The sequence below is a fragment of the Hyalangium minutum genome, assembly GCF_000737315.1.
GTDB lineage: Bacteria > Myxococcota > Myxococcia > Myxococcales > Myxococcaceae > Hyalangium > Hyalangium minutum.
Window position 1 is genome coordinate 22,528 of the sequence record NZ_JMCB01000012.1, and the last position, 25,857, is coordinate 48,384.

The 25,857-nt window shown below is 66.7% G+C and carries 14 protein-coding genes; 9 read left to right on the forward strand and 5 right to left on the reverse strand.

From position 1 onward, the window contains the following. Nucleotides 1-32: 32 nt before the first annotated feature. The 4 genes from DB31_RS45235 to DB31_RS27790 form a co-directional block, all read right to left on the reverse strand. The gene (locus DB31_RS45235; RefSeq protein WP_075306235.1) at nucleotides 33-2,336 is read right to left on the reverse strand and encodes a serine/threonine protein kinase; all 2,304 of its coding nucleotides are present in this window, start codon (nucleotides 2,334-2,336) and stop codon (nucleotides 33-35) included. A gap of 111 nt (nucleotides 2,337-2,447) precedes the next feature. After that, the gene (locus DB31_RS47000) at nucleotides 2,448-4,295 is read right to left on the reverse strand and encodes a DUF4215 domain-containing protein (RefSeq protein WP_075306238.1); all 1,848 of its coding nucleotides are present in this window, start codon (nucleotides 4,293-4,295) and stop codon (nucleotides 2,448-2,450) included. Nucleotides 4,296-4,315: 20 nt separating this feature from the next. Beyond that, nucleotides 4,316-5,296, reverse strand: coding sequence for a hypothetical protein (locus DB31_RS27785; RefSeq protein WP_157232216.1), 981 nt, complete (start codon nucleotides 5,294-5,296; stop codon nucleotides 4,316-4,318). 49 nt (nucleotides 5,297-5,345) lie between these two features. Continuing rightward, nucleotides 5,346-8,075 carry an nSTAND1 domain-containing NTPase gene (locus tag DB31_RS27790; RefSeq protein ID WP_420806727.1) on the reverse strand — a complete coding sequence of 910 codons (2,730 nt, stop codon included), beginning with the start codon at nucleotides 8,073-8,075 and terminating at the stop codon, nucleotides 5,346-5,348. A gap of 2,496 nt (nucleotides 8,076-10,571) precedes the next feature. On the opposite strand from DB31_RS27790, the gene DB31_RS27800 reads away from it, so the two are divergent. After that, nucleotides 10,572-11,582, forward strand: a complete 1,011-nt coding sequence (locus DB31_RS27800; protein WP_052420304.1) for an alpha/beta fold hydrolase — start codon at nucleotides 10,572-10,574, stop codon at nucleotides 11,580-11,582. 49 nt (nucleotides 11,583-11,631) lie between these two features. Here the strand turns inward: DB31_RS27800 and DB31_RS50035 are convergent, their stop codons facing one another. Continuing rightward, on the reverse strand, nucleotides 11,632-13,944 hold the full coding sequence (locus tag DB31_RS50035; protein WP_044193053.1) for an NHL repeat-containing protein: 2,313 nt from the start codon (nucleotides 13,942-13,944) through the stop codon (nucleotides 11,632-11,634). Nucleotides 13,945-14,146: 202 nt separating this feature from the next. Here DB31_RS50035 and DB31_RS27810 point away from each other — a divergent pair, with 202 nt between their 5' ends. From DB31_RS27810 to DB31_RS27845, 8 genes are read left to right on the forward strand one after another with little or no spacing between them, the layout of a single operon-like run. Beyond that, the gene (locus DB31_RS27810; protein ID WP_044193054.1) at nucleotides 14,147-14,563 is read left to right on the forward strand and encodes a hypothetical protein; all 417 of its coding nucleotides are present in this window, start codon (nucleotides 14,147-14,149) and stop codon (nucleotides 14,561-14,563) included. Between the two features lie 28 nt (nucleotides 14,564-14,591). Beyond that, nucleotides 14,592-16,955 (forward strand): AgmX/PglI C-terminal domain-containing protein, encoded by a 2,364-nt coding sequence (locus DB31_RS27815; protein WP_044193055.1) that lies wholly within the window; start codon nucleotides 14,592-14,594, stop codon nucleotides 16,953-16,955. A gap of 48 nt (nucleotides 16,956-17,003) precedes the next feature. Next, nucleotides 17,004-17,636: an outer membrane beta-barrel domain-containing protein gene (locus DB31_RS27820; protein WP_044193319.1), complete on the forward strand. Its 633-nt coding sequence runs from the start codon at nucleotides 17,004-17,006 to the stop codon at nucleotides 17,634-17,636. Between the two features lie 5 nt (nucleotides 17,637-17,641). Beyond that, nucleotides 17,642-19,483, forward strand: a complete 1,842-nt coding sequence (locus DB31_RS27825; RefSeq protein ID WP_044193056.1) for a hypothetical protein — start codon at nucleotides 17,642-17,644, stop codon at nucleotides 19,481-19,483. Further along, complete coding sequence (gene bamD / locus DB31_RS27830; protein WP_044193058.1) at nucleotides 19,480-22,755, forward strand: outer membrane protein assembly factor BamD; 3,276 nt, start codon at nucleotides 19,480-19,482, stop codon at nucleotides 22,753-22,755. Before DB31_RS27825 ends, bamD begins: the two co-directional genes overlap by 4 nt. Continuing rightward, a complete protein-coding gene (locus DB31_RS27835; RefSeq protein WP_052420305.1) occupies nucleotides 22,752-23,309 on the forward strand; it encodes a hypothetical protein in 558 nt (185 codons plus the stop codon). Before bamD ends, DB31_RS27835 begins: the two co-directional genes overlap by 4 nt. Further along, complete coding sequence (locus tag DB31_RS27840; protein WP_044193320.1) at nucleotides 23,306-23,941, forward strand: hypothetical protein; 636 nt, start codon at nucleotides 23,306-23,308, stop codon at nucleotides 23,939-23,941. Before DB31_RS27835 ends, DB31_RS27840 begins: the two co-directional genes overlap by 4 nt. Then, nucleotides 23,941-25,857, forward strand: coding sequence for a tetratricopeptide repeat protein (locus DB31_RS27845; RefSeq protein ID WP_044193060.1), 1,917 nt, complete (start codon nucleotides 23,941-23,943; stop codon nucleotides 25,855-25,857). Before DB31_RS27840 ends, DB31_RS27845 begins: the two co-directional genes overlap by 1 nt.

A 25,857-nucleotide genomic window follows, 5' to 3' on the forward strand; every position in this document is an offset into this window, starting at 1 on the left:
CCGGCAGCCCTGCGAGGGGTTGCCGGCGCGCTCTACTTTCCGGCCGCGAAGTCGAATTGGAAAACCGTGGCCTCGCCCGGCGTGATGGTGACGGTGGTGATGAGGTGCTTGCCCAGCTCCTCGTTCTCGAGCCGCAGCCCGTGTGTGCCCTCATAGAGGGTGATGGGCTCAAGCGGAGTATGTCCCAATCGCTTGCCGTCAAGGATGACCGCCGCGGAGGGATGGATTCGCAGCTCCAAGGTCCCCTTGTTCACGGGGATGTGGAGCGCCCCATTGTCGCCCGGAACCAGGACGAACGTGTGGCGCTTCGAGAAGCCCCTCACGGAGTCATACACCTCGACCTGGAGGGGCCCAGGAGGCTGGTTCCTCAGCGTTACCGGAGAGAGACCCACGAACTGGCCATTGACGCGGATCTGCGCGGGTGGCGAGCTGGAGAGCACGGCCGTTGCCAGCTGTGGCTGCTCGCGGGCGGGTTCGGAGACTGCAGGCGGCGCTGTAGGGGCCACCTCGATAAGCGGAGGGACGAGCTCTGGCTCGATCTCCCGCCTCGACAGTCCGGAGGTGCCGCCCCCAGCCTTCACCTTGGAGCGCCTGACCTGGGCCACGGGCTTCTGAACCTCCGCGTGTTCCTTCTGGCTCGGCTCGTCGGCATCCGCCTCCTGGGCCTGCGAGGCCGCTGGAGCGGGAGGCAACTCCTCGGAAGCACCTGAGGACTGGGGCTCCTCACCTCCTTGCGCGACCGCCTCCTCAGAAGACGGAGACGCATGAGGATTCTCCCGTGGCGCAGGAGGCTCAGCCTGGGGCACAGATTCCACGAAAGGCGAGGGACTCTCCTCGGACTCCTCGGAGGGCGCGGATGGGATGGCCACCATCCCAGGCGCCTCGGGTGACTCGCGGCGGGGCACTGGCGTGACGGAGCGCTCCTCTTCCTCTCGAGACAAGCGTGCGCGCCCCAGCAGCAGCGCGGCGCTCACAGCAGCCACCAGGCTGCCCGCCAGAGCGGCCTTGAGGCGGCCACTCCCGATGCGACGTTGCTGGGACTTCACCTGGGACGTTGGAGCCAGCCCCACCTCGACGGAGTTCTCTGGGAGCTGTTCGGGGGCCGGATGCTCACCAGAAGTCATGGTGACAGGGAACTCCCCGCGAGGAGGCTCGCCCTTGCGATTCACCAGGAGAATGATGGAGCGATCCGTGGCCACGGAAGCGGGCTCCTGCGCCTCGGGCAGAGGCGGTACTGGGAGCGGCGGCGGCTGAGGCCGGGCCTTGGGAGATGACGTACGCGTTGCCGGTGCTCGCGGCTTCGACATGGGTGGAGGCGTCGCCTTGGGCGAGGACTGAGGCGACGAACTCTTGCTCGACGAGGTGCCAGTGTCCGCGGGAAGAGGCCCCTGGCTGGCGGGCATCAGCCGGGCGACCAGAGCGGCCAGCTCTTCAGCACCCACGGGCTCCCCCGTGCTCAGGACGAAGCGCTCGAGGTCCGCGCGAAGCTGACGGCAGCTGGGGTAACGCTCCTCTCGGTTCTTGGCCAGACACCGCTGGACGATGCGCTCGAGCGCCTCGGGAGCGCCGGGCAGATACTCCGAGAGCCGCTTCATGGGCTTGTGGAGGATGGCCTCCATGATGTCCGCTTCGCCCTTGGCACTGAAGGGGCGACGGAAGGTGAGCAGCTCATAAAGCACCATGCCCAGCGCGAACACATCCACCCGCCGATCCAGGGGCCTGCCGCGCATCTGCTCGGGGGGCATGTACGGCAGCTTGCCTTTGACCATACCGGCCTTGGTGAGATGCGTCTGTCCTACGGCCTTGGCGATGCCGAAGTCCACCACCTTCACCGTGCCATTTCGGTCGATCAGGATGTTGTCGGGGCTGACGTCCCGGTGAACGAGCCCGAAGGGCTTCTGCGTCTCAGGGTCGACGAGCTCGTGGGCATGAGCCAGTCCCTCACAGGCTGAGGCGACCATCTTGGCGCACAGAGCGGGAGGGATCGACTGGCCCAGGGAGCCCGCCCTGCGCATGAGGGCGCGGAGATTGGGCCCGTCGATGAACTCCATGGCGATGTAGTAAGCGCCGTCGAACTCACCGAAGTCGAAGATCTGAACGACGTTGGGGTGGTTGATCCGGGCGACAAGCCGGGCTTCGCTCAGGAACATCTCCACGAACTGCTCGTCTCCTGCGAGATGGGGAAGAATGCGCTTGAGGACGAGCGTCTTGGAGAACCCCCGAGGCCCATCGGCACGCGCGAGGAAGACCTCGGCCATCCCGCCTGACGCGAGCTTCCGGATCAGTTGATACGAACGGCTGAGTTGCACACGGAACCCCGCGGGATGGCCAGACATCCTAGTCACGCAGTTACAGCGGATGCTCCATCCACCGGGTACCACCAAGGAGGTACAGCTTCAGCCCATTTCCCTGCTTGAGAGCGATCGCCCAACGCTGCGCAACGTTAGCTACTGACACACTCCGGAAGTATTACAGGAGAGCCCCGGAGCGCAGTCTGCAGAGGACACGCACCCCATATCTCGGGGGCAGTCTCCTGCCATTCCGCCAGACATCCCTTCAACCACAAACGAAATGCTTCTCACCGACTCAACAATACGCTGATTCCCCAATGAAGTTTTCAGCAAATGCAAAAGCTTTACCTTCCGGTCATCCTCGGGGGCCTCAAAAGCCCGAATATCAAGCAATTGCAGATCATTGAGTTCATTAATTTTGTCTTTGATAGCTGCCGCCACATCCTGCGCAGAATCACTCGCTCTTCTGACGATATATTTAGTGGTCTCTTGATCCTGATCCGTTCCATCAGAAGTAAACTCAAAGCTTATCGACCGAACACCGTCATCCAGAACGAAGGTTTCTCCATCCCTAAGTTCACTTCCGTTACAAGCTTGAATCGACCCATGAGCTTGAGTTGCGTCTATCGGCCTGGAACACGTTGAACTGCAGGTACCACATCGATCTGCGTTTCTATCATCACATCGCTCATTGGCCGCAGTATTGACATATCCATCTCCACACCGTGAGATGTAACAATGCTTGGTACAAGTACGAGTTTCGCCACTCTCGCCACCCGTGTCACACTCTTCACCACGAACACTGTTCACGACTCTGTCACCGCAATAAGCTAACGTGCAATCGAGGTCACAATGAAGTGATTCCCCCATATCGTCACACTCTTCTTTTATCGCGACGTTCGTGGCTTCTGTAGCAGCTACCCCGTCACCACACCTAGCCCACACACAAGTAGTATTTAGGCATTCATTTTCGTTGATAGTATCGCCGTCATCGCACTGTTCGCCAGGGTCTAACTGTCCATTACCACATTCGATTCCTGCAGTTTTGCAATCGGGACTGCATCCGTCACCACTGGTCGTGTTGCCGTCGTCACACTGCTCACCAACGCTGAAATCAGTATAGCCATTGCCGCAAGTCTCATTAGAGCGGCAGTTGGCACTACACCCATCTCCATCGAGTGTATTACCGTTGTCGCACTTCTCGCCCTTCACAGCGTCAATGTATCCATTGCCACAGATTTCAGTAGAACGGCAATCCGCACTGCACCCATCGTCACTTTTGGTGTTGCCGTCGTCGCACGTCTCCCCTGTAGCAAGATCTTGGTAGCCATTGCCGCAGAATTCCGTCGAGCGGCAGTCCGCACTGCAACCATCGCCACTCTGGGTGTTGCTGTCATCGCACTTTTCTCCCGTGGCCACGTCCAAGTAACCATTGCCGCAAGATTCCGTCGAGCGGCAGTCCGCGCTGCACCCGTCTCCGCTCTCCGTGTTACCATCGTCGCACTTTTCACCTTTGGCCACGTCTTGGTAATCGTTGCCGCAGAACTCAGTCGATCTGCAATCCGCACTGCAGTTATCGCCGCTCTTTGTATTGCCATCGTCGCACTTTTCACCTTTGGCCACGTCCAAGTAACCATTGCCGCAGACCTCCATGGAGAGGCAGTCCGCGCTGCACGCATCGCCCGACTGCGTGTTCCTGTCGTCGCACACCTCGTGCGGGTCCTCAACGCCGTTGCCGCAAGTTTCGTCCGACGTGCAGGTGCTGTTGCAACCGTCGTTATCAATGACGTTACCATCATCACAAGCCTCTCCCTCCTGGATGAGGCCATCTCCACAAGGCGTCTCGATGCAGATGTCCTGGGTGACGGCACACCTCAAACCAGGACCGCAGATTAGCCCGGAAGGACACACCACGCTCTCAACCTCCATGCAGGACAGGAGAGGGCACACCATCAATGCGGCCATAAGCTGAAGGCCGTGGCGCCGGAAGTAGAAGTCACTCATATTTCGTTTCCTCTGGGACCTCAAAAGCGGAACGTCACCAGCAACTCACGCCGGGCGGTGCCAATTTGCAGTGCAATATGCGTATCTTGCTCGTACTCGTCCGGCGTCAGGCGATACGGCTCGGCCCGGTTGATGTACGCGAGCACCGCTCCCGTGACGATCAGCGCTCCACCTGCCACGTATGTGCCCATCGCTACCTTCTGGAACTGGCGCCCCCGGTTGCGCAGGTCTTCGAATTCTGAAGACGGTACACAGCCCAGCAAGCCGCACTCAGTGGCCCTCGCATCGAAGCTGCGGAGATCATCGCGGCCCTGCAGGTGAAGCAATCCACCACCTGCGGCCAGGGCTACGCCTGCTCCCACCACGGCCCACGACTTCCACGGCGCCCAGATCCGCCGGTACCGCGTCAGCTCCCGGTCGTCATACAGGCCGTCGATGTTCAGCGTGAGCGTCTCGCCCTCCCTTGGATTGCGGACCCGCTCATTGGGAGGGTAACCCTTCTTGGCCGCCACGAAGACATGCGAGCCCGGCAGTGCCCACCCCTCATAGTGGCCCGGTGCTGTGAGCAGGGGCCGCCCGTCCATCGTCACGGACGCGCCTGAAACTTCGCAGGAGACCTCGACCCTGACGAGCTGCTTCTCGACGAACACCCTCAGGTTGCGGGCATGCTCCAGCATCTTCTGGTCGAGTGGAGCCTCCCCATAGCGCATAGCTGCTTCCAGGTGCTCCCGCAGCTCCAGCTTTAACCCCGTGTCCATCAGCGCCAGTGCGAGGTTGTAATGGATGGCGGGATGATCCCACTGCTCGAGCGCCTGGCGGTACAGCTCGGCGGCCCTCAAGAAGACCGCCTTCTCGTAGTAGCCGTTCCCTTCCTTGAACAGCGCAGCGGCCGCAGCCTGACGCTCCTGGGAGACTCCCTTGACCCACGCGCGCTGAGCCCCTGCGTCCAGTTGCTGGTGCAGCGGTTGGGCCACAGCCAGCGGTGCCCACAGCCACAACACTGTGGACGCAATCCAAAGTGCTACTCCATTCCTTTTCATCCGCGTGCCTCTACTTCTTCAATTCCGTGGCGTGCGTGCCGCGCTTCTGGAGTTCCTCGATGAGCTTCAGGTCTTCTTCCCGCCGCCTCCTGAGCTGGTCCAAGGCTTGACTTAGGTCCTTCTGCGCCTTGCGTGCCTCCGCGGCGCTCTTGTCCGACTTCCACTGCATGAAACGAGCGCGCCTCCGGGCCAGTTCCTCCTTGCGCAGGGTCTCCGCCAGCTCGTCATTCGTCCGCTGAAGTCGTGCATAAGCGGCCTCAAGCTGCGAGCCCGTCTGCTTCTCGCGCTCCAAGGCCTCCTGGAGGTCTCTCTGCGCGGCCTGCACCTCCGCCAGGCTCTTCTGCGCCTTGGCTTCGGAGACTTGCGCCTTCTGCGCTTGCAGTTCGGCGTCCTCCTTCGCCACCACAGCATCGGTGCGCGCCGCCTCGGCCGTCACCTGGGCATTGCGGATGACCACCAGAGCCACCGCGGACGCCGCCACCAGCACCACCAAGAAGGCTGTCGACCCCACCACCAGCAGGCGTCGACGCCGGACCGCTCGCGCGGCCTGCTCGAAGACCTCCTCCAAGAAGTCCTGCTGCAGTTGCGGCAGTTCCCCCTGGTAGCGGCGCTGGAACCGCCGCGCCTCCTCCACCATCTCACCGCCCCAGAGCAGGCCGCTGTCGTACTCCTTCGACTGCCATTGCCGAGCCGCGTTGCGGAGTTGCTCCAGGAAGGCCGCGTCCTCCTGGTTCTCATCCAGCCAGCGTCTCAGCGTGGGCCAGCCATGGATGAGCGACTCATGGACGATCTCCACCGTCGCCCCGCCAGCGCCCTCCGCTGTCTGCACCACGAGCAGGCGCGCCTGGACGAGCTGATCCGTCAGCCGCTGGAGTTCCGCCGCATCCTGCGTCAGCTCCCTCAGTTCCTCCATGGATGCGATGGCGCGCGTGCGTTCGGGAGTCACCAGTCGTAGGAGGATGGTGCGGACCAACGCCCGCGCCTGGGGCGACAGCTCCTCCAGCACGGTGTCCGCGTGACGAGCCAGCGCTCCTTCAATGCCGCCCATCGACTCATAGGCCTGGGTGGTGAGGAGCTTGCGCTCAGGATCCCGCAGCTCCCAGAGCTGCGTGGCAGCGAACTGCAGCAGCGGCAGCGCGCCCTGCGCCGTCTCCAGATACTGGAGGATCTTCTCGACCGTCTCCGGCGCCTCGAAGGTGTAGCCCGCCATCTCCGCCGGCTGCACCAGCGCATCGCGGAGGCCCTCCTTGCTCGGCGGTGGAAGGAAGAACAGCCCCTGGCTCAGCTCGGCCATGAAGCGCTCGTCCTCGGGCACCCGGTCCAGGAAGTCGGACCGGAGGGAGATCACGACGCGGATGGGCGACGTGGCGTCGTCGGCAATACCGGATAGGCAGGCGGTGAAGGCCTTGCGCTCGTGCGCATCGGGCACCTGCGTGTAGAGCTCTTCAAACTGATCGACGAAGAGGAGGATCCTCTTCCGCTCGTACCGAGCCCGGCTACGCAGCACAGAGCCGACGAAGCCGGGCTCCGCGCGGATTCGCTCGACGATGCCGTCGTACTCCTTGAGGTCCTGCGCGAGCGAGGCCGACGTGGACACCAGCGGCGTGATGAGGTGGGCGAGCGCCGACAGGGGCGTCCGGCCCGGGCGGACGACGAACGCCTCCCATCTCTCGCCACCGCGCTTGAGGACCGGCAATAGACCCGCTCGGACGAACGAGGACTTGCCCGCGCCCGAGGGCCCCACCACGGCCATGAGCGGCCGGTCTCGGATGCGGTGCACCAGCGCGGAGATCTCCCGCGAGCGGCCGAAGAACCGGTCTGCGTCCGACTCCTGGAAGGAGCTGAGTCCGGCATAGGGGAGCTCGTCGCCGCGCAGCACCCGTGCCGCACGGCCGGGCAAGAGGGCTTCTAGCGCCTGCAGCAGCGCTCGTGCGTCTGGGAAGCGCTGCTCCTTGTGCTTGAGCAGACACCGGTCCACGAGGTCCGCCAGTTCCTGCGGCACGTCCGAGGCCATCTGGCGCAGCCGCGGCATGGGCTCGTCGAGAGACGCGGTGACCATGAGCTGCGGGCCGCGGAGCGGATCCAGCGGATGTTTGCCGGCCAGCATCCGGAACAGCATGATGCCGACGGCCCAGATGTCGGTCCGGTGGTCCACGTCGGCGCTGCCGCGCCACTGCTCCGGCGACATATAGGAGAGCGTGCCCACGACCGCGCCGCTGCGGGTGAGGTTGGAGAGGTCCTCTCCGGCCTTGGCCGCAAGCCCGAGAGCTGCCGAATCGGAGAGCGCCGGCATGCGGGCAACGTGCGTGGAGTCCTGCACGGGTTCCTGGGACTGCAAGACCTTCGCGATGCCGAAGTCGAGCACCTTGACGGTGCCGGACTCGGTCACGAGGATGTTCTCGGGCTTGAGATCGCGGTGGACAATCCCTGCGGCGTGGGCGGCGGACAGGGCGCGCACTACGGGCACCATCAATTCCACGGCGCGCGCAGGGCTCACACGCGTCTGCCCAGCGAGGGCCTTGTTGAGGGGCTGCCCCTGCAGGTACTCGAGCACCATGAACGGGCTGCCCTGGAACTCACCCACCTCATAGATGATGACGATGTTCTCGTGGCTGCAGCGGGCAGTTGCCCGGGCCTCGAGAATGAAGCGCCGCGTGGTCTCCGAGGCCTTGCTGTGGAGGAACTTGATGGCGACCCGCCGTCCCAGGCGTGTGTCCCGCGCCAGGAAGACCGTTCCCATGCCTCCGGCGCCGAGCTGCCGGATCAGCTCGTACTGATGGATGCGTGTGCCAGGAACCAGCGTGGACGCGTGCTCACCTGGAGGCGCGTGACTGGCTTTCGCGGTGCGAGCTTGAAGGCCGGGAGGACGGCCTCCCTGCCCTGCGGCCCCGCTTGGGCTGGGAGTGAACGCTGGAGGTGTATGGCTTGGGAGCGAGCCCGCCCCGGGATCACCCTGGGCTGCAGCCCCCTTGGAAGAATGGGAGGGCGCGAGACTCAAGGGGCTGGGATTGAGCTTGCTCATTGCGTGGGGCGAACCAGGCCTTCTGAATACAGACTCGGATGCTCAAACTTTTACATCGCGAGCCGAACGAAAGCTGTACCACCTTGGTGGTAGCCCACGCGCTCAAGGACAGACAGGAGTTACCTTGGGGCTGATGTCACACCCCCTGTTATTCGTAGCGCCGCAACTCGGATCAATTTGGCAACCGGCGTAGCCTCGAAGCACGATGACTCCCGCTCCACCTCCACCGCCTCCTGCCCCACCCTTGGCAACACCATCGATGCCTGGGGTTGCCGCAACTGCCTCAGCACCACCATTTCCACCTGCAGTCCCCCTCACCCGACTATCCCCCCCTTTGGCAGAGATTGGTGCTGACTGGGAGCCATCTTCCCCATCCTCTCCCTGGTTGTTTCTCTCAGAATCCCCTCCCTCCCCCCCTGCCCCGCCGTTCGCGATAAGGCGAGCATCAAACGTAAGATTCAGTTGGCCTGCCTCTATGAGCAGTCCCCCTCCACTTCCTCCTCCCCCTCCACCCTCGGCATTCTCTCCTCCGTCCGAAGAGCCTTTGCCTCCCCGTCCACCACCGCCACTTACAGAGATCGAATTGTTCGCCGTGAGAGTACCTGCTACGGCCAGTTGAAGCGCTCCACCGCCCGCTCCGCCAATCCCTCCATTGGTCGAATTCGACGCGCTCCCTCCTGCACCTCCCTGACAACCACCGACCAAGGGCGAGAGCGCACTGCTGACCTTTGCGCCCGCAGTCCCTCCTCGTGCGCTGTTATCGAACTGACCTCCCTCTGCTCCTTGTTGCCCAAACGCTCCTCCGCCCCCTCCGCCACCTACTCCTTGAGAAAAAGTGCCATCTCCTCCTTTTTGGAGACTGCACCCCAGACGATTGCCACCGGCCCCAGGAGTCTCGAAGTTCGCATCCGCCAGCAGAGCCCCCGACAGCGGGGCGTCCCCATACACCGCGAGAATCACAGGGCGGTTCCCCACCAGTTTGAGCACTCGACCTAACTCAATCGTCAGGCTCTTCATGGCCAGTAAGGCGACCCCCTCATTCCCTTGAGGGGCTTGAGCCACTGGCATGGTCGGCGAACATCCCTGGGGAAACTTCCAACCGCCATTCGTTGAGTCGAAGATCACTGGATCCGATTGACTGCCACACGAGATACGAACATCCAAGCTTCGATCGCCAGCGGAGACAGCGTCTGGATCGAAATTGCTCGGAGGAAACGGGAAGACGCTGCAGACCCCATCAGAACGGCACTTCCCCCCTGTTCCTGCTCCATTGCATGACTGCCCCGTCTTCGAGGAATCGGCGTCAACGGTACATTGCGCGCTCTCGGAGCAATTGATGACCTTTGAGATCTTGCATTCACCGGGTGACTCACAGGGGTTGAAGTCCTCGCCCTGGCACATTCCCGAAGCCGTGCACCGATCATTTTTCGTGCACCAGTTGCCGTCGTTACAGCCGACCCCTGGATGAATGGTGGCGGTCGTGTCGTCGCAGTCTGTGCCCGCCACATCCTGGGTCTTCAGGACATATCCGTCGTGGTCATCGTCGCGGGCCTGAAGCGTGTCAGTGAACATCGCGAACTCCATTGGGGAAACCTCAATGGATTCTTGCCGAATGAGCCTCTCAATCTCGTTCCCGGAGCAGCGAGCTTCGTTGCCGGTCCCCTCTTCCTTCTCCAGGGAAGCCACCGCGATGGTCAGGACAGGTCCCCAATCTGGCTTAATGAACACGGCGGTCCTGACTTGCCGTTGCTCCTTGTGCTGAAACTTGCCGTTGGGGATATCCGTTTGCCCTACATGCCCCTTGTTATCCGAAACGATGATGCGGAGACACACGGGCTCGTACGAGCCGTAATTCACGACAACCCGCACCGCGCCGTCAGCCGAAGCAGACTCACTGCAGGCCACTGCGGTGAAGCACAGTCCCAACAACCAAAGATGACGCATGGAGAGGAGCGCCTGAGGTGGAGTTGAACGCGCACCAGGGTAGGGCTCCCCTCCAAGCGAGGCTGTACCACCAAGGGAGGACCTGCCTCCAGCAAGAGGTTCCCAGCGCACCACCGGACGCCCTCAGGCCGTCCCCACGTGAGGTGTTGCACCGGCCACACTGGTCTCTCCTCCGTTCGGGATATCTCCCTCCCTCGAAGAAGCCTCGGCGATAGTGCCCCACGCAGGTTGGAACGTACTCAGCCTCACTCCCTGCGCCCGAGTTGACTCATGCGCCCTACCTCTTTGTTGGCTGCCTCCCTGGTGCTGGTCCTTGCCACCGCTTGTGCGACGGCGACCGCCGCGAACAAGCCCGGGCTCGATCCCGAGCTGCATGGCTACGAGTACCCGTTTTCCACCCATGAGTTCGCCTTCGAGTCTCAGCGGCAGCAGCTCCGCATGGCCTACATGGACGAGCGCCCCGCAGACTGGAAGGGCCGCACCGTCCTACTCCTCCACGGCAAGAACTTCTCCGGCGCCTACTGGGAGCCCACCATGCGCGCCCTTCTCGCCCGCGGTTACCGCGTCGTCGTCCCCGACCAGATTGGCTTCGGCAAGTCGACCAAGCCCGCCGCCTACCAGTTCTCGTTCGCCCAGCTCGCGACGAATACCCGCGCGCTGCTCGGCTCCCTGGACCTGGAGCGGGTCACCGTGGTGGGTCACTCCATGGGTGGCATGCTCGCGGTGCGCTTCGCCCTCCTGCACCCGGAGCAGACCGAGAAGCTCGTGCTCGTGAACCCCATCGGCCTGGAGGACTACGGCGCGCTCGTCTCCTACCGCAGCATCGACGAGTGGTACCGGCAAGAGCTCGCCGCCACCCCCGAGAGCCTCCGCGAGTACCAGCGCCAGAGTTACTACGCCGGCGAGTGGAAGCCCGAGTATGAGCGCCTGCTCGCGATTCAAGCCGGGTGGACCCAGCACCCCGACTACTCCCGCGTGGCGTGGTGCTCGGCGCTCACCGCCGACATGATCTTCACCCAGCCCGTCGTCCACGATCTGCCACGGCTGCGTGTCCCCACCCTCCTCATCATCGGCCAGCGCGACCGGACCGCGCTCGGACGTCCCTGGGCCAAACCCGAGGTAGCAGCGACCATGGGTGACTACCCACAGCTCGGACGGCGCACCGCAGAGGCCATCCCCGGCGCGAAGCTCGTCGAGCTCCCCGGCGTCGGGCACCTGCCCCAGGTCGAGGCCTTCGATCGCTACATCGAAGCACTCGGCGGTTTCCTCGACGCGGGGTGACCCACGCCCGAGCCTTGCCTCGCCTCACTCGCATTCCGACTGACGCGGCTCACAACGTGAGGAGGAATGCGAGCAGGTCGTCCCGCTCCTGGGGCGTGAGGGCCTGCGCGTTTCCGTGCTGGGGTCCCGAGTTCTCCAGCACCACGCGCAAGGGAAAGCGCGTGCCCACCACCAGCCGATCCCCCTTTACCTCGTAGCCCGCAGACGCGCTCGTGAGCAGCGGCCAGATGTCCCACGTGCCAACAAGCGCAGGCGGCGCCGCTCCCGGCACCAGTTCCTGCTGATCCGTACGCAGGGGCAATGCGATGGGCGTCCCCACTTCCAAGTACTTGCCGCGCGTCGCCGGATCCTGGTCCAGCGTGTAGAGCGGCGCCGGGTGGCACACCGTACACCCGCCCTTGCCTTCGAAGAGCGTCCGCCCCTCGGCGGGCCGACCCGTGTGTCCGTCTGGCAGAGCCAGCGTCTCCGGTGGCGCGCCATCCTCACCTCGGAACGGGTTGGGCAGCGTGGGCACCAAGGAAGTGAACAACGACAGCGCCTCTACCTCCACGTCCGTGAGCGCGGGGTTCTGGAACCGATTGCGGTTGCCCACCGTCTTGATGGTCTCCGCAATGCTGTGTGTGCTCGCGGGCGTGAAGTACGGCGGCGTGTCCCGGCTGCCTCGCACTGTCGTCGAGCGGTAGATGCGCATCGGCTTCGTCTTCTCGAAGAAGACCCCACCGGTATGGCCCTCCAGGTGGCATGCGTCGCAGCTCATCGCCGTGCGCCCCATGTCCGCGAAGTAGAGCACCTGCCCCAGCCGACGCTTGGCCTGCGTGCGCATCTCCGTCACCGGCAGCTGCTTCACCACCCGCGCCTGTCCCTTCCGCGCCTCCGCTACGTCCACCACCGCCACCGTTCCCGTGTGCCGGTTCAGCACGTAGAGCGTCCGCCCATCCGGCGCCAGCGCCAGCGAGCGCGGCCCCGAGTGCAGTTCCACCCCCGCCCGTCCTTCCTTGCCGTAGTCCTCGTCCGGGCGCGCCCGCGGCGTCTGCTCGGGCAATGGGATGGGCAGTTCCTGCAGCAACGCCTTGCGTGCCCCGTCCTCGCTCTCCACCAGCTTCCGCCCGTCCAGCACCCTCACCTGCCCCAACCCGATGTCCGCCGCGTAGAGCAGCCCCGAGGCCTCGTCCACCGCCAGCCCCTCCGTCACTCCCGCCCCAAAGCCCCGGTGCCGCACCACCTCGCCGCGCTTCGGATCCAGCACCGCCACGCCCCCGTTGGGGCTCACCTCCATGCGCTCCGCGTTGGGCCCCACGTTCGGCCCCAGGCTCGCGATGAAAAGCCGCCCCAGCTTCTCGCTCGCCACCAGCCCTCGCGGCGCCTTGCCTCCCATCACCTGCTTGGAGAACTTCTCCGTCCCTCCGCCCACGATGGGCACGCCTGGCATCGGCACCACCGTCGACACGAGCCCACCGTCCGCCTGCCGCAGCAGTTCCACCTGCCCCGTCTGCAGGCTCCCCACCGCCAGCAGATCCTTCCACCGCGTCAGCTCGCGCGGGTTCGGATCCACCGCCGCAGACCATCGCTCCTTCCCATCCGCCAGCGACACCGCCCGCACCGTGTCTCGCACCTGCTCCGCGATGAACGCCACCTCGCCCCGCCCGTCCACCACCACCCCCGAGGCCCCCACCGGCGCCGGTAGCACTCGCGGCGCACTGCCGGGCGCATCCAGCGCATACAGCCTCAGCTCGGGGCTGAAGCGGTGCACCACCGCCAGCCACGCCCGGCCCTCCGTATCCTTATATGTAGTGATCGCGCTCGGCCCATCCGCAGCCGCCAGCGCCGTCACCTGGCCCGAGCTCACGTCGAGCGCGAACACCGTGTCCGTCGGCGGCGATGCGATGAACGCCGTGCGCCCATCCGGCGAGAGCGCCAACGCGAACAGGTCCGGAAACGCTCGGTCGTTCACCACATCCAGGCGCGCCTCGCCCTCTGGCCCGGGCCCTCCCGCAGCCGAGCTCAGCCGCACCTTCACGCTCGCCACCGGTAGCTCCGGCGGAAGCTCCACGTCCGCGGGCAGCCGCGCATACGCGTGCCGCGCATCCACCACCTTCAGCGGAAGCTCGCGCGACACCGGCTCGCCCAGCGCGAGGCGCATCCCCGGCTCCAAGCCCTCGCCGTACACCGAGAGCGGCTCGGAGGTCTGGTTGCTCGTGAGACGCGGTCCGATCGACACCAGGCGCGCGGATCCGCGCCCAGGCTCCACAGCCTGGGCCACCTGCGCCGGTGCTGGCAGCTCGCGCGAGCGCATGACGAAGACCGCCACGCCCGCCAAGCACAACACCAGCGCCGTTGTCACTGCCGCCCAGGAGCGTTTCATGGATGTTGCAGCCCTCGGTTGTTGATCCGCACTCTACCTTTCCAGTCCTCCCACATCCCCTGCCTGAAAGGTCAGCACAGGTGGGGAATCCATCCCCCAACTGAGGGGGACTGCCCCCCACACTGCCTCTCGGCTCTCGACGGAACCGATGAAGGGCGTGCGTTGACAGAGCGGTACAAACATCGCTTAACCTGGAACTCTGATGCGACGCCTCCTCTTCGTAGCTCTCGTCGCCAACCTCCTTGGCATGCTCCCTCTCCCGATCCTCAGCTCGGAGGCGTGGGCCCAGCGCTCGCGTGCGTCGAAGTCCGCTTCCAAGAGCAAGGCGGCCAAGAAGCCCACCGGCTCCAAGTCCATCCCCAAGTTCGAGTCCAAGGCGGAGCCCGCAGCCACCCTGGCGGATCCCGTCAGCGGTGAGTCCTCGGGCGCTGCCGCCTCGGCCTCTCCGCCCTCCCGAGGCCCCGCCCGCATCGACTTCGATGATCGGCTCATCCAGGGCCAGACGAACAAGTCCGGCGCGGTGTACCTGTACGATCGCAAGGAGCTCAAGACGCGGTCGATGATCAAGGAGCGCGACAGCTTCCGCTCCGAAACCCTCTCCACCGTCTACGACCAGTAGGGCTCGGCCCACGAAAGGGAGTCTCCACGTGAGCGCTCAGCCCTCCGTCCTTCAGGTCGTCATCCTCCGCGACGGGTTGCTCGTCGGCACGGAGGTGTTTGTCCCCGGCACCTACGCCATCGGCTCGGATCCGTCGTCGGATCTGCTGCTGGATGATGCCTCCATCGAGCCGCGCCACGCGCTGCTGTACTTCCAGAATGGGCGCTCGGCCATTCAGGACGCGGGCTCCACGCAGGGCGTCTACGTGAACGGCCACCGCGTCTCCGCGTGCGAGATCCGCTCGGTGGATGAGGTGCTCTGCGGTCCCTTCGTGCTAAAGACGCGCGTGCTCTCGCAGAAGCCCGCCGAGAAGCCGCCCCCGTCTCCCGAAGTGGCCGCTCTGCTCGGAGCTCCGCAGCCTGCTCCCTCGCCCGCCCCCCAGCCCGCCGTCCGTCTGAGCCGCCCCGGAGTGCAGGCGACAATGCCCGCGCGCCCCTCCGTTTCGAACCTCCCCTCGGTGCAGCCGCAGCTGGCTCCCGAGCTGATGACCCACACCGTTCCCCTCACCCAGGGCCAGCAGAGCGCGCCGCGCGGCCCAGCGCCTCAGGCCGTCGTCCCGCTGCAGCAGCCGCCTCCCGCGGAGCACCGGGCCTCGCGCGGTGGCCCCGCCGTAGCCCACGCGCCCCGCCCCGCGCCGGTGCCGGTGCCCGTTCAGCCCCCGCAGGCCTCCGCGGTGCCCGCCAACACGGTGCCCTCCGCGCGCCGCCGCGCCACCCAGGATCTGCTGCCTGTGCAGGAGCAGTCTCCCTCCATCCAACTGGATGAGCTCTTCGGCGACAGCGAGCCTTCCTCCGAGCTCCCCGTCGAGCCTCCGCTGGAGCTGGAGCACGCGCCTCGCCCGCAGCCCGTCCAGGCTCCGGCCCGCGTCTCCGCCCCCGTTCAGGTTCCGGCCCGCGTCTCCGCCCCCGTCCGAATCCCCGTGCCCGCGCCCGAGCATGGCCATGGGCACTCCGCGGAGGTGCTGCCGGATCCGGCCCGCCCCACCCATGCCCCACAGGTGAGCCTCGGCAAGGGCACGGCCCAGCTCTACCTCGAGCTGTACTGGGGCGGCATCCGCCGCGAGGCGCGCCGCTTCTCTCCGGGCAAGGAGCCCCTCAAGGCCTCCGACGCCGAGAAGAACGCCATACCGCTGTGGGGCTTCGCGCTCCCAGAGGAGGGCTTCACGCTCGCCGAGGCCCTCAACGGCGCCTACCGACTCTACGTGCCCCCCGGTTCCGCCGTGGAGAAGGCCAACACCGGCGGCAAGTACACGCCCGTGCAGCTTACCGCGCTGGAGGCGGACGGCACCCGCCGCTTCATCACCCTGCGCGAGGGCACCGCCGCCCGCCTCACCCAGGGGCAGATGTCCCTGGTGGCCTACGCGGCGCCCATGCCGGAGAAGGTCCGCGTCAACCCGCTGGCGGGTCTGCCCTGGCTGGCGCTGACCTGCTTCTTCCTCTTCGGCTCGGGCTTCGGCGCCTTCATCGCGCTGAGGCCCCAGTCGCCCGAGTCTCCGGACTTCCAGCAGAAGAACCTCCCTCCTGTCGCTCTGCGCCTGCTCTCGCCGGAACCGAAGAAGAAGGAGGAGGCCAAGAAGAAGCTCGCCGAGATCAAGGAGAAGGCCAAGCCGGAGAAGAAGGCCGAGAAGGCTCCAGAGAAGGTGGCCGAGACGCCCAAGCCCAAGGAGAAGGTGCCTCCTCCGCCCAAGGCCGCCACGCCGCCTCCGCCCGAGTCCAAGGCGCTCAAGGCCCTGGCCAAGCTGTCCGCCGCCGGCCCCGCGGCCAATGACGTGCTCGCCGCCGTGGACAAGCTGGGCAGCGGCCCGGGCAGCAAGAACGTGAAGACGTCCAACTACAAGCTGTCCGGCCTCATCGGAAAAGCGCCCATCGCCAACGCAGGCTTGGGCACCTTTGGCCTGGGCGGCGGTGGAAAGGGCGGCGGCGCCACACTCGGCGCGGAGCTGCTGCGCGGCAAGGGCGGCGGCGGCATCGGCGCGCTGGGCGCAGGGGGCGTGGGCAAGGGGCAGGTGGGCGGCGTGGTGACGCGCGCCACCTCGCGCAGCGTCGCGGCCACCCAGGGCAGCATCGACCGCGAGGCCGTGGCCAAGGTCATCAACAGCCACCTCCAGGAAGTCTACGCCTGCTACGAGCGCGCCCTCCTCAAGGACACGGGGCTCGCCGGCAAGGTGGTGCTCGAGTGGACGATCGGCGGCTCGGGCAGCGTGGTGGCGGCCAAGACCAAGTCCTCCACCCTCCGGAACGGCGCTGTCGAGGCCTGTATCCTCAGCAACCTGAAGAAGTGGCAATTCCCCGCCCCCAAGGGCGGCGTCGTCATCATCAGCTATCCCTTCATCTTCAACTCGGTCGGTTACTGACGCGGGATCCCCGCGTCTGGCCGCCTTCCCAACCGGACAGTGCCCATCGTGCGATACGCCCTGCTGCTCCTCCTGTTGGCCCCCGGCCTCGCGCTCGCGCAGGCCGAGGCGCTCGAGAACCCCGGCACCACCTCCGCCGTGCAAGACCGCCTGTACCGGATGAACCACGAGCTGACGCTCGGCGTCGGCGTGCTGCCGGCGGACGCCTACTACAAGGGCTACTACGCGCAGGTCAGCTACACGTACCACTTCAGCGACAACTTCGCGTGGCAGGTGGGCCGAGGCGCCTACAGCTACAACGTGGAGACGGGCCTGCGCAGCCAGCTGGAGCGTGACTTCGGCGTGGCCCCCACCGCCACCGCCTTCGAGGACGAGGTGGAGTGGATGGTGGGCTCGGACCTCGTGTTCAGCCCCTTCTACGGGAAGACGGCCATCCTCAACAGCAAGGTCATCCACTTCGAGGCCTTCCTGCTGGGCGGCGCCACCGTCTTCAAGCTCAACCGCGAGGGCGGCTTCCGTCCCGGCGCCAACCTGGGTCTGGGCATCCGCGTCTTCAAGAGTGACACCGTCTCCTTCCGGCTGGACGTGACCAACAACGTCGTCTTCGCCGGCGCCTCGCGCATCATCAACATCCCCACGATCCAGCTCGGCACCGCGCTCAACTTCGGCGCCACGGAATAACGCGGATGCTTCCCTCACGACTCGCCGCGCTCTCCAGCGCCGCGCTCCTCCTCCTGCCTCTGGCCTCGCGAGGTGCGCCTTCCAAGGCTCCCGCCGCCAGCGCGCAGCCCGCTCCCGCTCAGCCCGCTGCTGCCACCCCTGGCGCGCCAGCTCCGGCCCCTGCGGCGGCTCCCGGAACGCCTCCCGCCACCCCGGCTCCGGCCAAGACCGACGCCGCCGCGCCCGCCGAGGGCCAGGCCGCCGCGCCCAAGGCCGAGGAGCCTCCTCCCCCGCCCGAGAAGGTGGACCCGAAGACTTTCGACGAGGCCTTGGCGGAGTACTTCCAGGGCCACTGTGACGACACCGCGGAGGCCCAGGGCCGCCAGACGGTCGTCGTCAGCAAGGTGATCATCACCGCTCCGGCCACCGGAAGCGCCTCCGCGGACGCTGCAGGCGCCACCATCGGAAAGGCCGTCGCCAAAGCCGTCAAGGCCGCCTCCAAGTCCGCAGAGGAGCTGAAGTCTGGCAACGCCCAGCCGTGCGGCAACAAGCACAGCGCACGCGCCGCGAGCATGCTCTACGCCTGGCTCGCCGCCACGCCGAAGACGGACGACAACTACGCCTGGGGGCAATACTTCCTGGCCCGCAGCCTGATCGATCTGGGGCTCACCCATGCGGGCGCCGTGTACCTGGCCCGCATCGCCCGTGAGCGCACCAACCCCCAGGTACTGCCCCGCGCCCTGGAGGCGCTCAAGGACCTGACGGACAGGCCGTACAACGAGGTCATGATCGACGAGCAGGTGTTCGCCGCCTTGGATCTCGGCTTCCTGGAAGAAGAGGCCGGGGCCTATGCCCACTACCAGCAGGGTCTGGTGGATCTGCGCGTGGGCAACGAGCGCTGGGCCAACAACCACTTCGCCAAGCTCGAGGAGGGCAGCGCCGAGGCCAGCCGCGCGAAGTTCGCCCAGCTCGTCACCCGCCTCAAGACGGTGAAAGAGCCCTCGGAGGAGCTGATCAACGACTTCCTCACCCTCTCCACCGACGAGAAGCTCACGCGCGAGGCGCGCAACGAGGCGGCGCTCGCGGTGGCCCGCCTGCGCTACGAGCGCAAGGACTTCCAGGGCGCGCTCGTGGCCTACAACCAGGTGCTGCTGCCCGAGCTGGATCCGGGCCGCGCCACGCTCTACCTGGAGGAGGCGTGGACCCGGTACAAGCTGGGCGAGCTGCGCGCCGCCCTGGGCATCCTCACCACCCTGGACGCACCCTCCTTCCGGGACGAGTTCCTCCCGGACAAGTACCTGCTGCGCGCCCTCATTTATCGGGACTTGTGCCACTACCTGCCCGCCAAGCGCGCCGCCAAGGAGCTGACGCGCCGCTTCGCCGACTCGCTGGATGCCATCGCCGAGCGCGATGACCTGACGCAGGACCTGCGCCTGCGCCGCGCCGCCGAGGCCCACGGGTCCACCCAGCGCGCCTCGCGCTTCAAGGGGCTGCTCGAGCTGGAGTCCGAGCGGCTCGGGCGCTGGGCCGGCAGCTTCGGCGACCGGCTCCAGTCGCACCTCACCAAGGTCTACGCCCTGTCCCTGGGCGAGTCCGAGCGCGTCCACCAGGCCCGCCTGGCCGAGGCCGTGCGCCAGGAGGCCGACACGCTGCTGCGTGCCGCCGAGCAGGTCCGCCTCATGGAGTACGAGGTGGGCCTCAAGCTCTATGAGCGCGTGAAGAAGGGTTCGAAGAAAGTCGCCCCACGGGAGGAGGAGCTGCTCGGGCCTGACCAGGTCGCCTTCCGGTTCGAGGGCGAGTACTGGAACGACGAGCTGAAGTCCTACCGCGTCAGCATCGAGAGCCGTTGCATCGAGGAAACCCCATGACCGGGAAGTGGACCGGGATCATCGCCGCGGCGCTGCTCGCCGCGAGTTCCGCCGGGGCCCAGCGCCAGGACCGGAACTTCAACCCCATCGTCTCCAAAGCGAAAGAGCGCGAGGAGCTCATCGCCAAGCTCAAGCGCGACATCTTCAAGGTGGACCGCGCCATCGGCGAGACGGACAAGCTCATCTCCAAGAGCCGCAACGCGCCGTACCTGCCGGACCTGCAGTTCCGCCTGGCCGAGCTCTACGTGGAGAAGAGCCGCTACGTGTACTACCTGCAGGCCGAGCAGCGCCCCGAGGGGGCCTCGGGCGCCATCGTCTCGCCCGAGACGCGGCTGATGAAGAACAAGGCCGTGCAGCTCTACCTGCGCCTGCAGCGCGAGTACCCGGACTTCCACGACGGCGACAAGGTGATGTTCTACCTGGCGCACGAGCAGCGCGAGCTGGGCACCTTCGACGAGATGCTCAAGACGCTGGGCGACCTGACGCGCAAGTACCCCAGCAGCCCGCTGCGCCTGGAGGCCGAGCAGATCATCGGCGACTATCACTTCGACAAGGCGGACCTGGCGGAGGCGGAGAAGCACTACACCGCCATCCTCGCGCAGCCGCCCTCGCCGGTGCATGACCTGGCCCGCTACAAGATGGGCTGGATCCGCGTGAACCAGGCCAAGCACGCCGAGGCCGTGGTCTTCTTCGAGGCCGCCGCCGCCAGCGAGCCCCTGCCGGGCGTGGACGCCAAGAAGGCGCTCAACGTGAAGCGCGAGGCCTTGTTGGACCTCGTCTACAGCTACACCGAGGCCAAGCCGGCCAAGGGCGCCATCAACTACTTCGAGAAGCTGTCCGACAGCCGGGCCACCTTCGCGCTGGCGCTGGACAAGCTGGGCAACCGCTACTTCATCAAGGCGCAGTACGAGTGGGCCATCCCCGCGCTGCGCAAGCTGATGGAGATCCAGTTCGACCCCGAGCTGGACCTGGAGCGCGGCCAGAAGCTCTATGACGCGATCAAGGCCTCCAAGGGCAAGGTGATGCCAGAGCCGGCGGACCTGCGCTTCCTGGTGCGCGCCGGCGTGCAGGCCAAGACGGACCCCGAGCTGCCCGAGGCGGACCGCAAGAAGCAGCTCGCGGAGCTGGAGGAGATGGCACGCGACCTGGCTACGCAGCTGCACGTGGCCGCGCAGAAGAAGGACGACAGGCCCATGTATGTGACGGCTGCGTCCGCCTACAAGGAGTACCTCAGCCTCTTCCGCCCCGAGCAGTACGTGCGGCCCATCATGAAGAACCGTGCGGACGCGCTCTTCGAGGCGAGCGCCTTCCCGGACGCCGCGCGCCAGTTCGAGGAGCTGGCCCGCTACGAGGAGAAGGCCAAGCAGCGCGACGAGAAGGCCATCGACGCGGCCATGTACGGCGCCCTGCTGAGCCATTTCTCCACCGTGAAGCCGGAGGAGGCGGCCAGGCGCACCACCTTCGAGGTGGCGGATGCGCGCCAGGCCCTCAAAGTGCTCGGCGCCAACTACGTCACCCGCTTCCCCCAGAGCCCCAACCTGCTCGAGGTGAAGTTCAACATCGCCCGCGCCTACTACGAGGACGGCGAGTACCCGAAGGCCGCCGAGCTCTTCACCGCCTTCGCCCTGGCCCACCCGCAGCACAAGGACGCCAGCGTCGCCGGTAACCTCGCGCTCGACAGCCTCCGCCAGCTCAACGACTTCAAGGGCATGGAGGAGACGGGCAAGAAGTTCCTCGGCACGCCGCTGCCCGCCAAGTTCCAGGACGACGTCCGGAAGATTCTGGCGCAGAGCAAGGCCGAGGCGCTGGACGAGCTGGCCCTCAAGAGCGCCGAGGAGACAGGCGACGTCATCCAGGGCCTGCTCAAGGTGGCTGACGAGAACAAGAACTCGGAGATCGGCGAGAAGGCCCTCTATGGCGCCTTCACCGCCGCGCGTGAGAAGCGCGACCTGATCCGCGCGCGCGAGCTGGCCAACAAGCTGTCCGCCGACTACCCCAAGAGCCAGTACCTCTCGGACGTGCTGCTGACGCTGGGCCGCTACTCCGCCGAGGCCGGCTCCTTCACCGAGGCCGCCGACTGGTTCGAGAAGGTAGGCCAGAAGCTCGGCGCGGACGCGGTGGGCCTGGATGGCTACCTGTCCGCCGCGCGCCTGCGCCTGGCCATGGGTGACTACAAGGAGGCCTCTCGCAGCCTGGAGACGGCCGCCGAGGTGGCGGGGGCCCGCAAGGGCGAAGTGCTGGTGCTGCTGGCCGAGGCCCGCCTGAAACAGAAGGACTACGCCGCCGCCCGCCGCGCCGCCGAGAGCGCCCTGGCGCTGAACAAGACGAGCACCGGTGCCGCCGCCGTCATCGCCGAGGTGCAGGCCACCACCGCTCCGAACGACTCGCCCGAGAAGCTCATCGCCACCCTCACCACCGCGGTGCAGGGGCCGGATGGGCAGACGGAAGAAGCCGCCAAGGGCCTTTGGTTCCTCGGAGAGATTCTCTACCGCAGCTACAAGGCCCTGCCCGCCGACAAGGTCGAGGAGAAGGTATCCGCCCTGCAGAGCATGGAGGGCATCTACACGCAGGCCGCCTCGCTCGGCTACCCGGAGTGGGCCGTGGCCTCGCTGTGGAAGCTGGCCCTGTCGTATGAGCACCTCGCCAGCGTGGTGGACGCCACGCCCGCCCCCGCTGGAGCCTCGGCCGCCGAGGTGAAGGCCTTCCAGCAGGCGGTGAAGGAGCAAGTGGCTCCGCTGCGCCAGCGCGCGGACGAGGCCTTCAAGGTCTGCCTCGCTCGCGCCGAGCAGCTCGACGTGTTCAGCGCCGCCGTGGTGGGCTGCCGCAGCCGGAGCGACACGGCCGCGCTGCCCGTGCCCACCCCCGGCACGCCCACGCGCAGCCAGGCCCTCGAGGAGGTCCGCAAGAAAGCCGAGGCCACGCTCACCGCCGAGGCGCTCGAGGCCCTGGGCATGGCGTACCTGGAGAACAAGCAGTACGGCCTGGCCCAGCTCACCTTCGGCCGCGTCACCGAGCTGCAGGACACGCGCGCCGTCTCGCACAACGCGCTGGGCTGGGCACTGCTCAACCAGGGCGATGCGATGGGCGCTCACGCCGCGTACGCCAAGGCGCTCGAGGCGGACCCCACGTACAGCAAGGCCCGCCTCAACGTCGCCGCCCTGCGCTGCCGCTTCGGCGATGTCGAGGGCGCCCGGCGCGAGCTGTCCGTGCTCAAGGATGTGAACTCGCTCGGCGGCACCGACGTGGACACGGGGTGGAAGGCGTGCAAGTGAGCCCGCGCATACTGCCGGCCCTGCTCCTGGGGGGCCTGCTCACCGGGTGCGGCCAGGGTCCGCACCTGGAGGGCAGCGTCACCCCGCTGCTGGACCTGCGCTACGACATCGCCCGGGCGGCCGCCACCTCCGACGAAGTCTCCATCAGCTTCATCGATCAGCTGGAGCCTGCCCCAGGCGCAGAGCCCCTCCCCGAGGACAGCCCGCCCCCTGAGGGCATCGTCTTCAAGGTGGCCGCGCGGCTCGACGACCTGCAGCTCACGCCGGGCGTGAAGATCGACCTGGCCGAGCTGATGGGCACCGAGCCGGACTCCGCCCAGCGCGGCGCGCTCAGCCGCAGCATGCCCGACGAGCCCTCGCGCGACTTCCCTCGCATGCTCCGGGGCGGGCTCACCGTCGACAAGGCCCTCGAAGGCTTCACCCCTTGCGCCAAGATCAAGGGCGACTTCCACGTCACCTTCGTCAACGGCACCGACGTCTACTCCGGCCGCACCGTGTTCGGCCACTTCCAGGCCACCGTTCCCAACGTGGACCCGAAAACGCCATGTTCATGAAGCGCATCGTCCTGCTCACCCTGCCGCTGCTCGCCGCGTGTGGCTCGCGCTATGGCATGCGCCTGCCAGACGAGATGGAGAAGAATCTCCCGTACGAGACCCGCATCGAGCTGCTCGAGGCCGAGAATGCTCTCGCGCTCGCCTACGACAAGGTGGACGAGGCCAGCAGCGAGATTGTCCGCGCCCGCGACAACATCCGCCGCGCCCGCTCGCGCGCCCAGGCCGCCGAGTCCGAGCTGGATCGCGCCGAGGACACCGTGTCCAAAGAGGTGGCCCAGCTCACCATCGAGGAGGCCGAAGCCCGCGTGGAGTACCTGCGCTCCCGTCAGCGCCTGAACGTGGCCAAGCTGGAGGTGGAGGAGCTGGCCAAGCAGTGCGCCGTCGCCCGCTTCGAGCTGTCCCGAGTGACGGCCGCCCGCAAGGCCAAGGTGGCAGGCAGCGAGGGGCTGGACCCCAAGGAGTTCGAGTCCCAGGTGAGCGAGTGCGAGGCCGAGGTGAAGGAGGAGCGGGCGGGGCTCGGCGCCAACACCGCGGACGAGAAGGCGGCGCGCGAGGCGTGGGAGGCGAAGAAAGCGGCGCTGGCCAAGAAGACCTTTGACGCGCGAACCAGTCCTTACGTGGAGAACCTGTGATGATTCGAGCCGGCGTCCTCGTCCTCCAGCTCTTCACGGCGCAGACTCCGGCGCCGGCCACCTCTGCCCCGGAGGCTCCGGCCACCGAGGCCCAGGCGCTGCCACCGGATGTGGACGCGCTCTACAAGCTGGGCGTGGCGTTCCTCAACCAGGGCCAGCCGAAGAAGGCCGCTCCACCGCTGAAGAAGCTGCTGGAGAAGGCCCCCGAAGTCATCGCCGCCCGCGTGGCGCTGGCTCGGGCGCTGCGCCTGTCCGGCGACACGGAGGAGGCACGCACGCTGCTGGACGGCTCCATCGCCATGTATCCGGAGGAGTCCACGCTGCGGGCCGAGCGCGGCCTGCTGGCCCGGGTGCTGGAGGAGAATGACGTGGCCATCAGCCAGTACTCGGTGGCCGCCGAGCTGTCTCCGAAGGACGCGGAGCTGCAGTTCAACCTGGGCGAGGCGCTCCAGCGCGCGGGCCGCACCGAGGACGCCCTCGCTGCCTACGAGGATGCGCTCAAGCTGGATCCGAAGCTCACGGTGGCTCGGGTGAACATGGCCAAGGCCCAGGCCGACAAGGGCCTGCTGGGCGAGGCCAAGGAGACGATGAAGGAAGCCATCCAGCTCGCGCCGAATGACGCCGAGGCTCACTACAACCTGGGCGTGCTGCTGATGCGGGAGAACAACCTCCCCGAGGCCATGTCCAAGTACCAGGACGCGCTGAAGATCAACCCGAAGCACGCCCTGGCGCACAACAACATGGGTGTGGTGTACGACGGGCTCGGCCAGCACCAGAAGGCCACCGAGGCTTTCAAGAAGGCCATCGCCGCGGACCCCAAGTACGCGGAGGCGCACTTCAACCTGGGCCTGGCGTACTTCTGGCTCGGCGAGCAGGTGCTGGCAACGAAGTCCTTCGAGAAGGCGCTCACGCTGGAGCCGCGGCGCTCCAGCGGCCCGTACACGCAGCTGGGCCACCTCTATCTGCAGCAGGGCAAGAAGGACCGCGCGGTGGAGGCCTTCAAGAAGGCCATCGAGGCCAGCGCCGAGGACGGCAAGAAGACCACCGAGGCCTACCAGGGCCTGGCCCGCGCGTACCTCGCGCAGGGCAAGGTGGACGACGCGGTGGCCACGCTAAAGAAGGTGGTGGATGACTTCCCCAAGGACGCCAGCGCTCGCGAGGCCTACGGCGATGCGCTCAAGGCCAAGGGAGACCTGGACGGCGCCATCGCCCAGTACGAGGAGGGCGTGTCGCTCTCGCCGACGACGGAGCTGCGCCTGGCGCTGGCGAATGCGTATGCGCGCAAGCGCGTGGGCGCCAAGGCCCAGCCGCTCCTGGAGTCCATCCTCAAGGAAGAGCCCGGCCATCGCACCGCGAAGCTGGAGCTGGCGGACCTGTACCTCGCCATGGGCCGCTACGTGGAGGTGGAGGAGCTGCTCAAGGCGAAAGACGGCGACACCGCGGACTCGGGCGCGCTGGCGCGGCTGGGTATCATGCACTCGCGCCTCGGGCGCCCGGACAAGGCACTGGAGCTTCTGGAGCAGGCCGTGAAGCGCGACCCGGCACAGCTCGACGCCCGGGCGGAGCTGGGTCAGCTCTACCTGCGCGGCGGCGACACGGACAAGGCGGTGCGAGAGCTGGGGAACGTGCTGGCCATCGAGCCGCGCCACCCCATGGCACTGCTCTACACGGGCCAGGCGCTGTACCGGCTCGGCAAGGCGAAGGAGGCCGAGCAGTCCTTCCGCGCCGCGGCCCAGGTGGATCCGAACTTCGCCGAGCCGCACAACGCGCTCGGGCAGTTGCTCGAGGCCGCCAAGCGCACGGACGAGGCGAAGGCGGAGTACGCCAAGACCGTGGAGCTCCAGTCCAACCACGAGGACGCGAAGGCCGCCCTCAAGCGGCTGGGCGGAAACGTGGCGGCCTCGCCGAAGCCCTGA

Excerpts from the sequence above, each read along its gene's own strand:
- DB31_RS47000 (WP_075306238.1), bottom strand. The coding sequence starts at position 4,295 with ATGAGTGACTTCTACTTCCGGCGCCACGGCCTTCAGCTTATGGCCGCA.
- DB31_RS45235 (WP_075306235.1), bottom strand. The coding sequence starts at position 2,336 with ATGTCTGGCCATCCCGCGGGGTTCCGTGTGCAACTCAGCCGTTCGTAT.
- DB31_RS27810 (WP_044193054.1), top strand. The coding sequence starts at position 14,147 with ATGCGACGCCTCCTCTTCGTAGCTCTCGTCGCCAACCTCCTTGGCATG.
- DB31_RS27840 (WP_044193320.1), top strand. The coding sequence starts at position 23,306 with ATGAAGCGCATCGTCCTGCTCACCCTGCCGCTGCTCGCCGCGTGTGGC.
- DB31_RS27825 (WP_044193056.1), top strand. The coding sequence starts at position 17,642 with ATGCTTCCCTCACGACTCGCCGCGCTCTCCAGCGCCGCGCTCCTCCTC.
- DB31_RS27790 (WP_420806727.1), bottom strand. The coding sequence starts at position 8,075 with ATGGGAACGGTCTTCCTGGCGCGGGACACACGCCTGGGACGGCGGGTC.
- DB31_RS27845 (WP_044193060.1), top strand. The coding sequence starts at position 23,941 with ATGATTCGAGCCGGCGTCCTCGTCCTCCAGCTCTTCACGGCGCAGACT.
- bamD (WP_044193058.1), top strand. The coding sequence starts at position 19,480 with ATGACCGGGAAGTGGACCGGGATCATCGCCGCGGCGCTGCTCGCCGCG.
- DB31_RS50035 (WP_044193053.1), bottom strand. The coding sequence starts at position 13,944 with ATGAAACGCTCCTGGGCGGCAGTGACAACGGCGCTGGTGTTGTGCTTG.
- DB31_RS27800 (WP_052420304.1), top strand. The coding sequence starts at position 10,572 with ATGCGCCCTACCTCTTTGTTGGCTGCCTCCCTGGTGCTGGTCCTTGCC.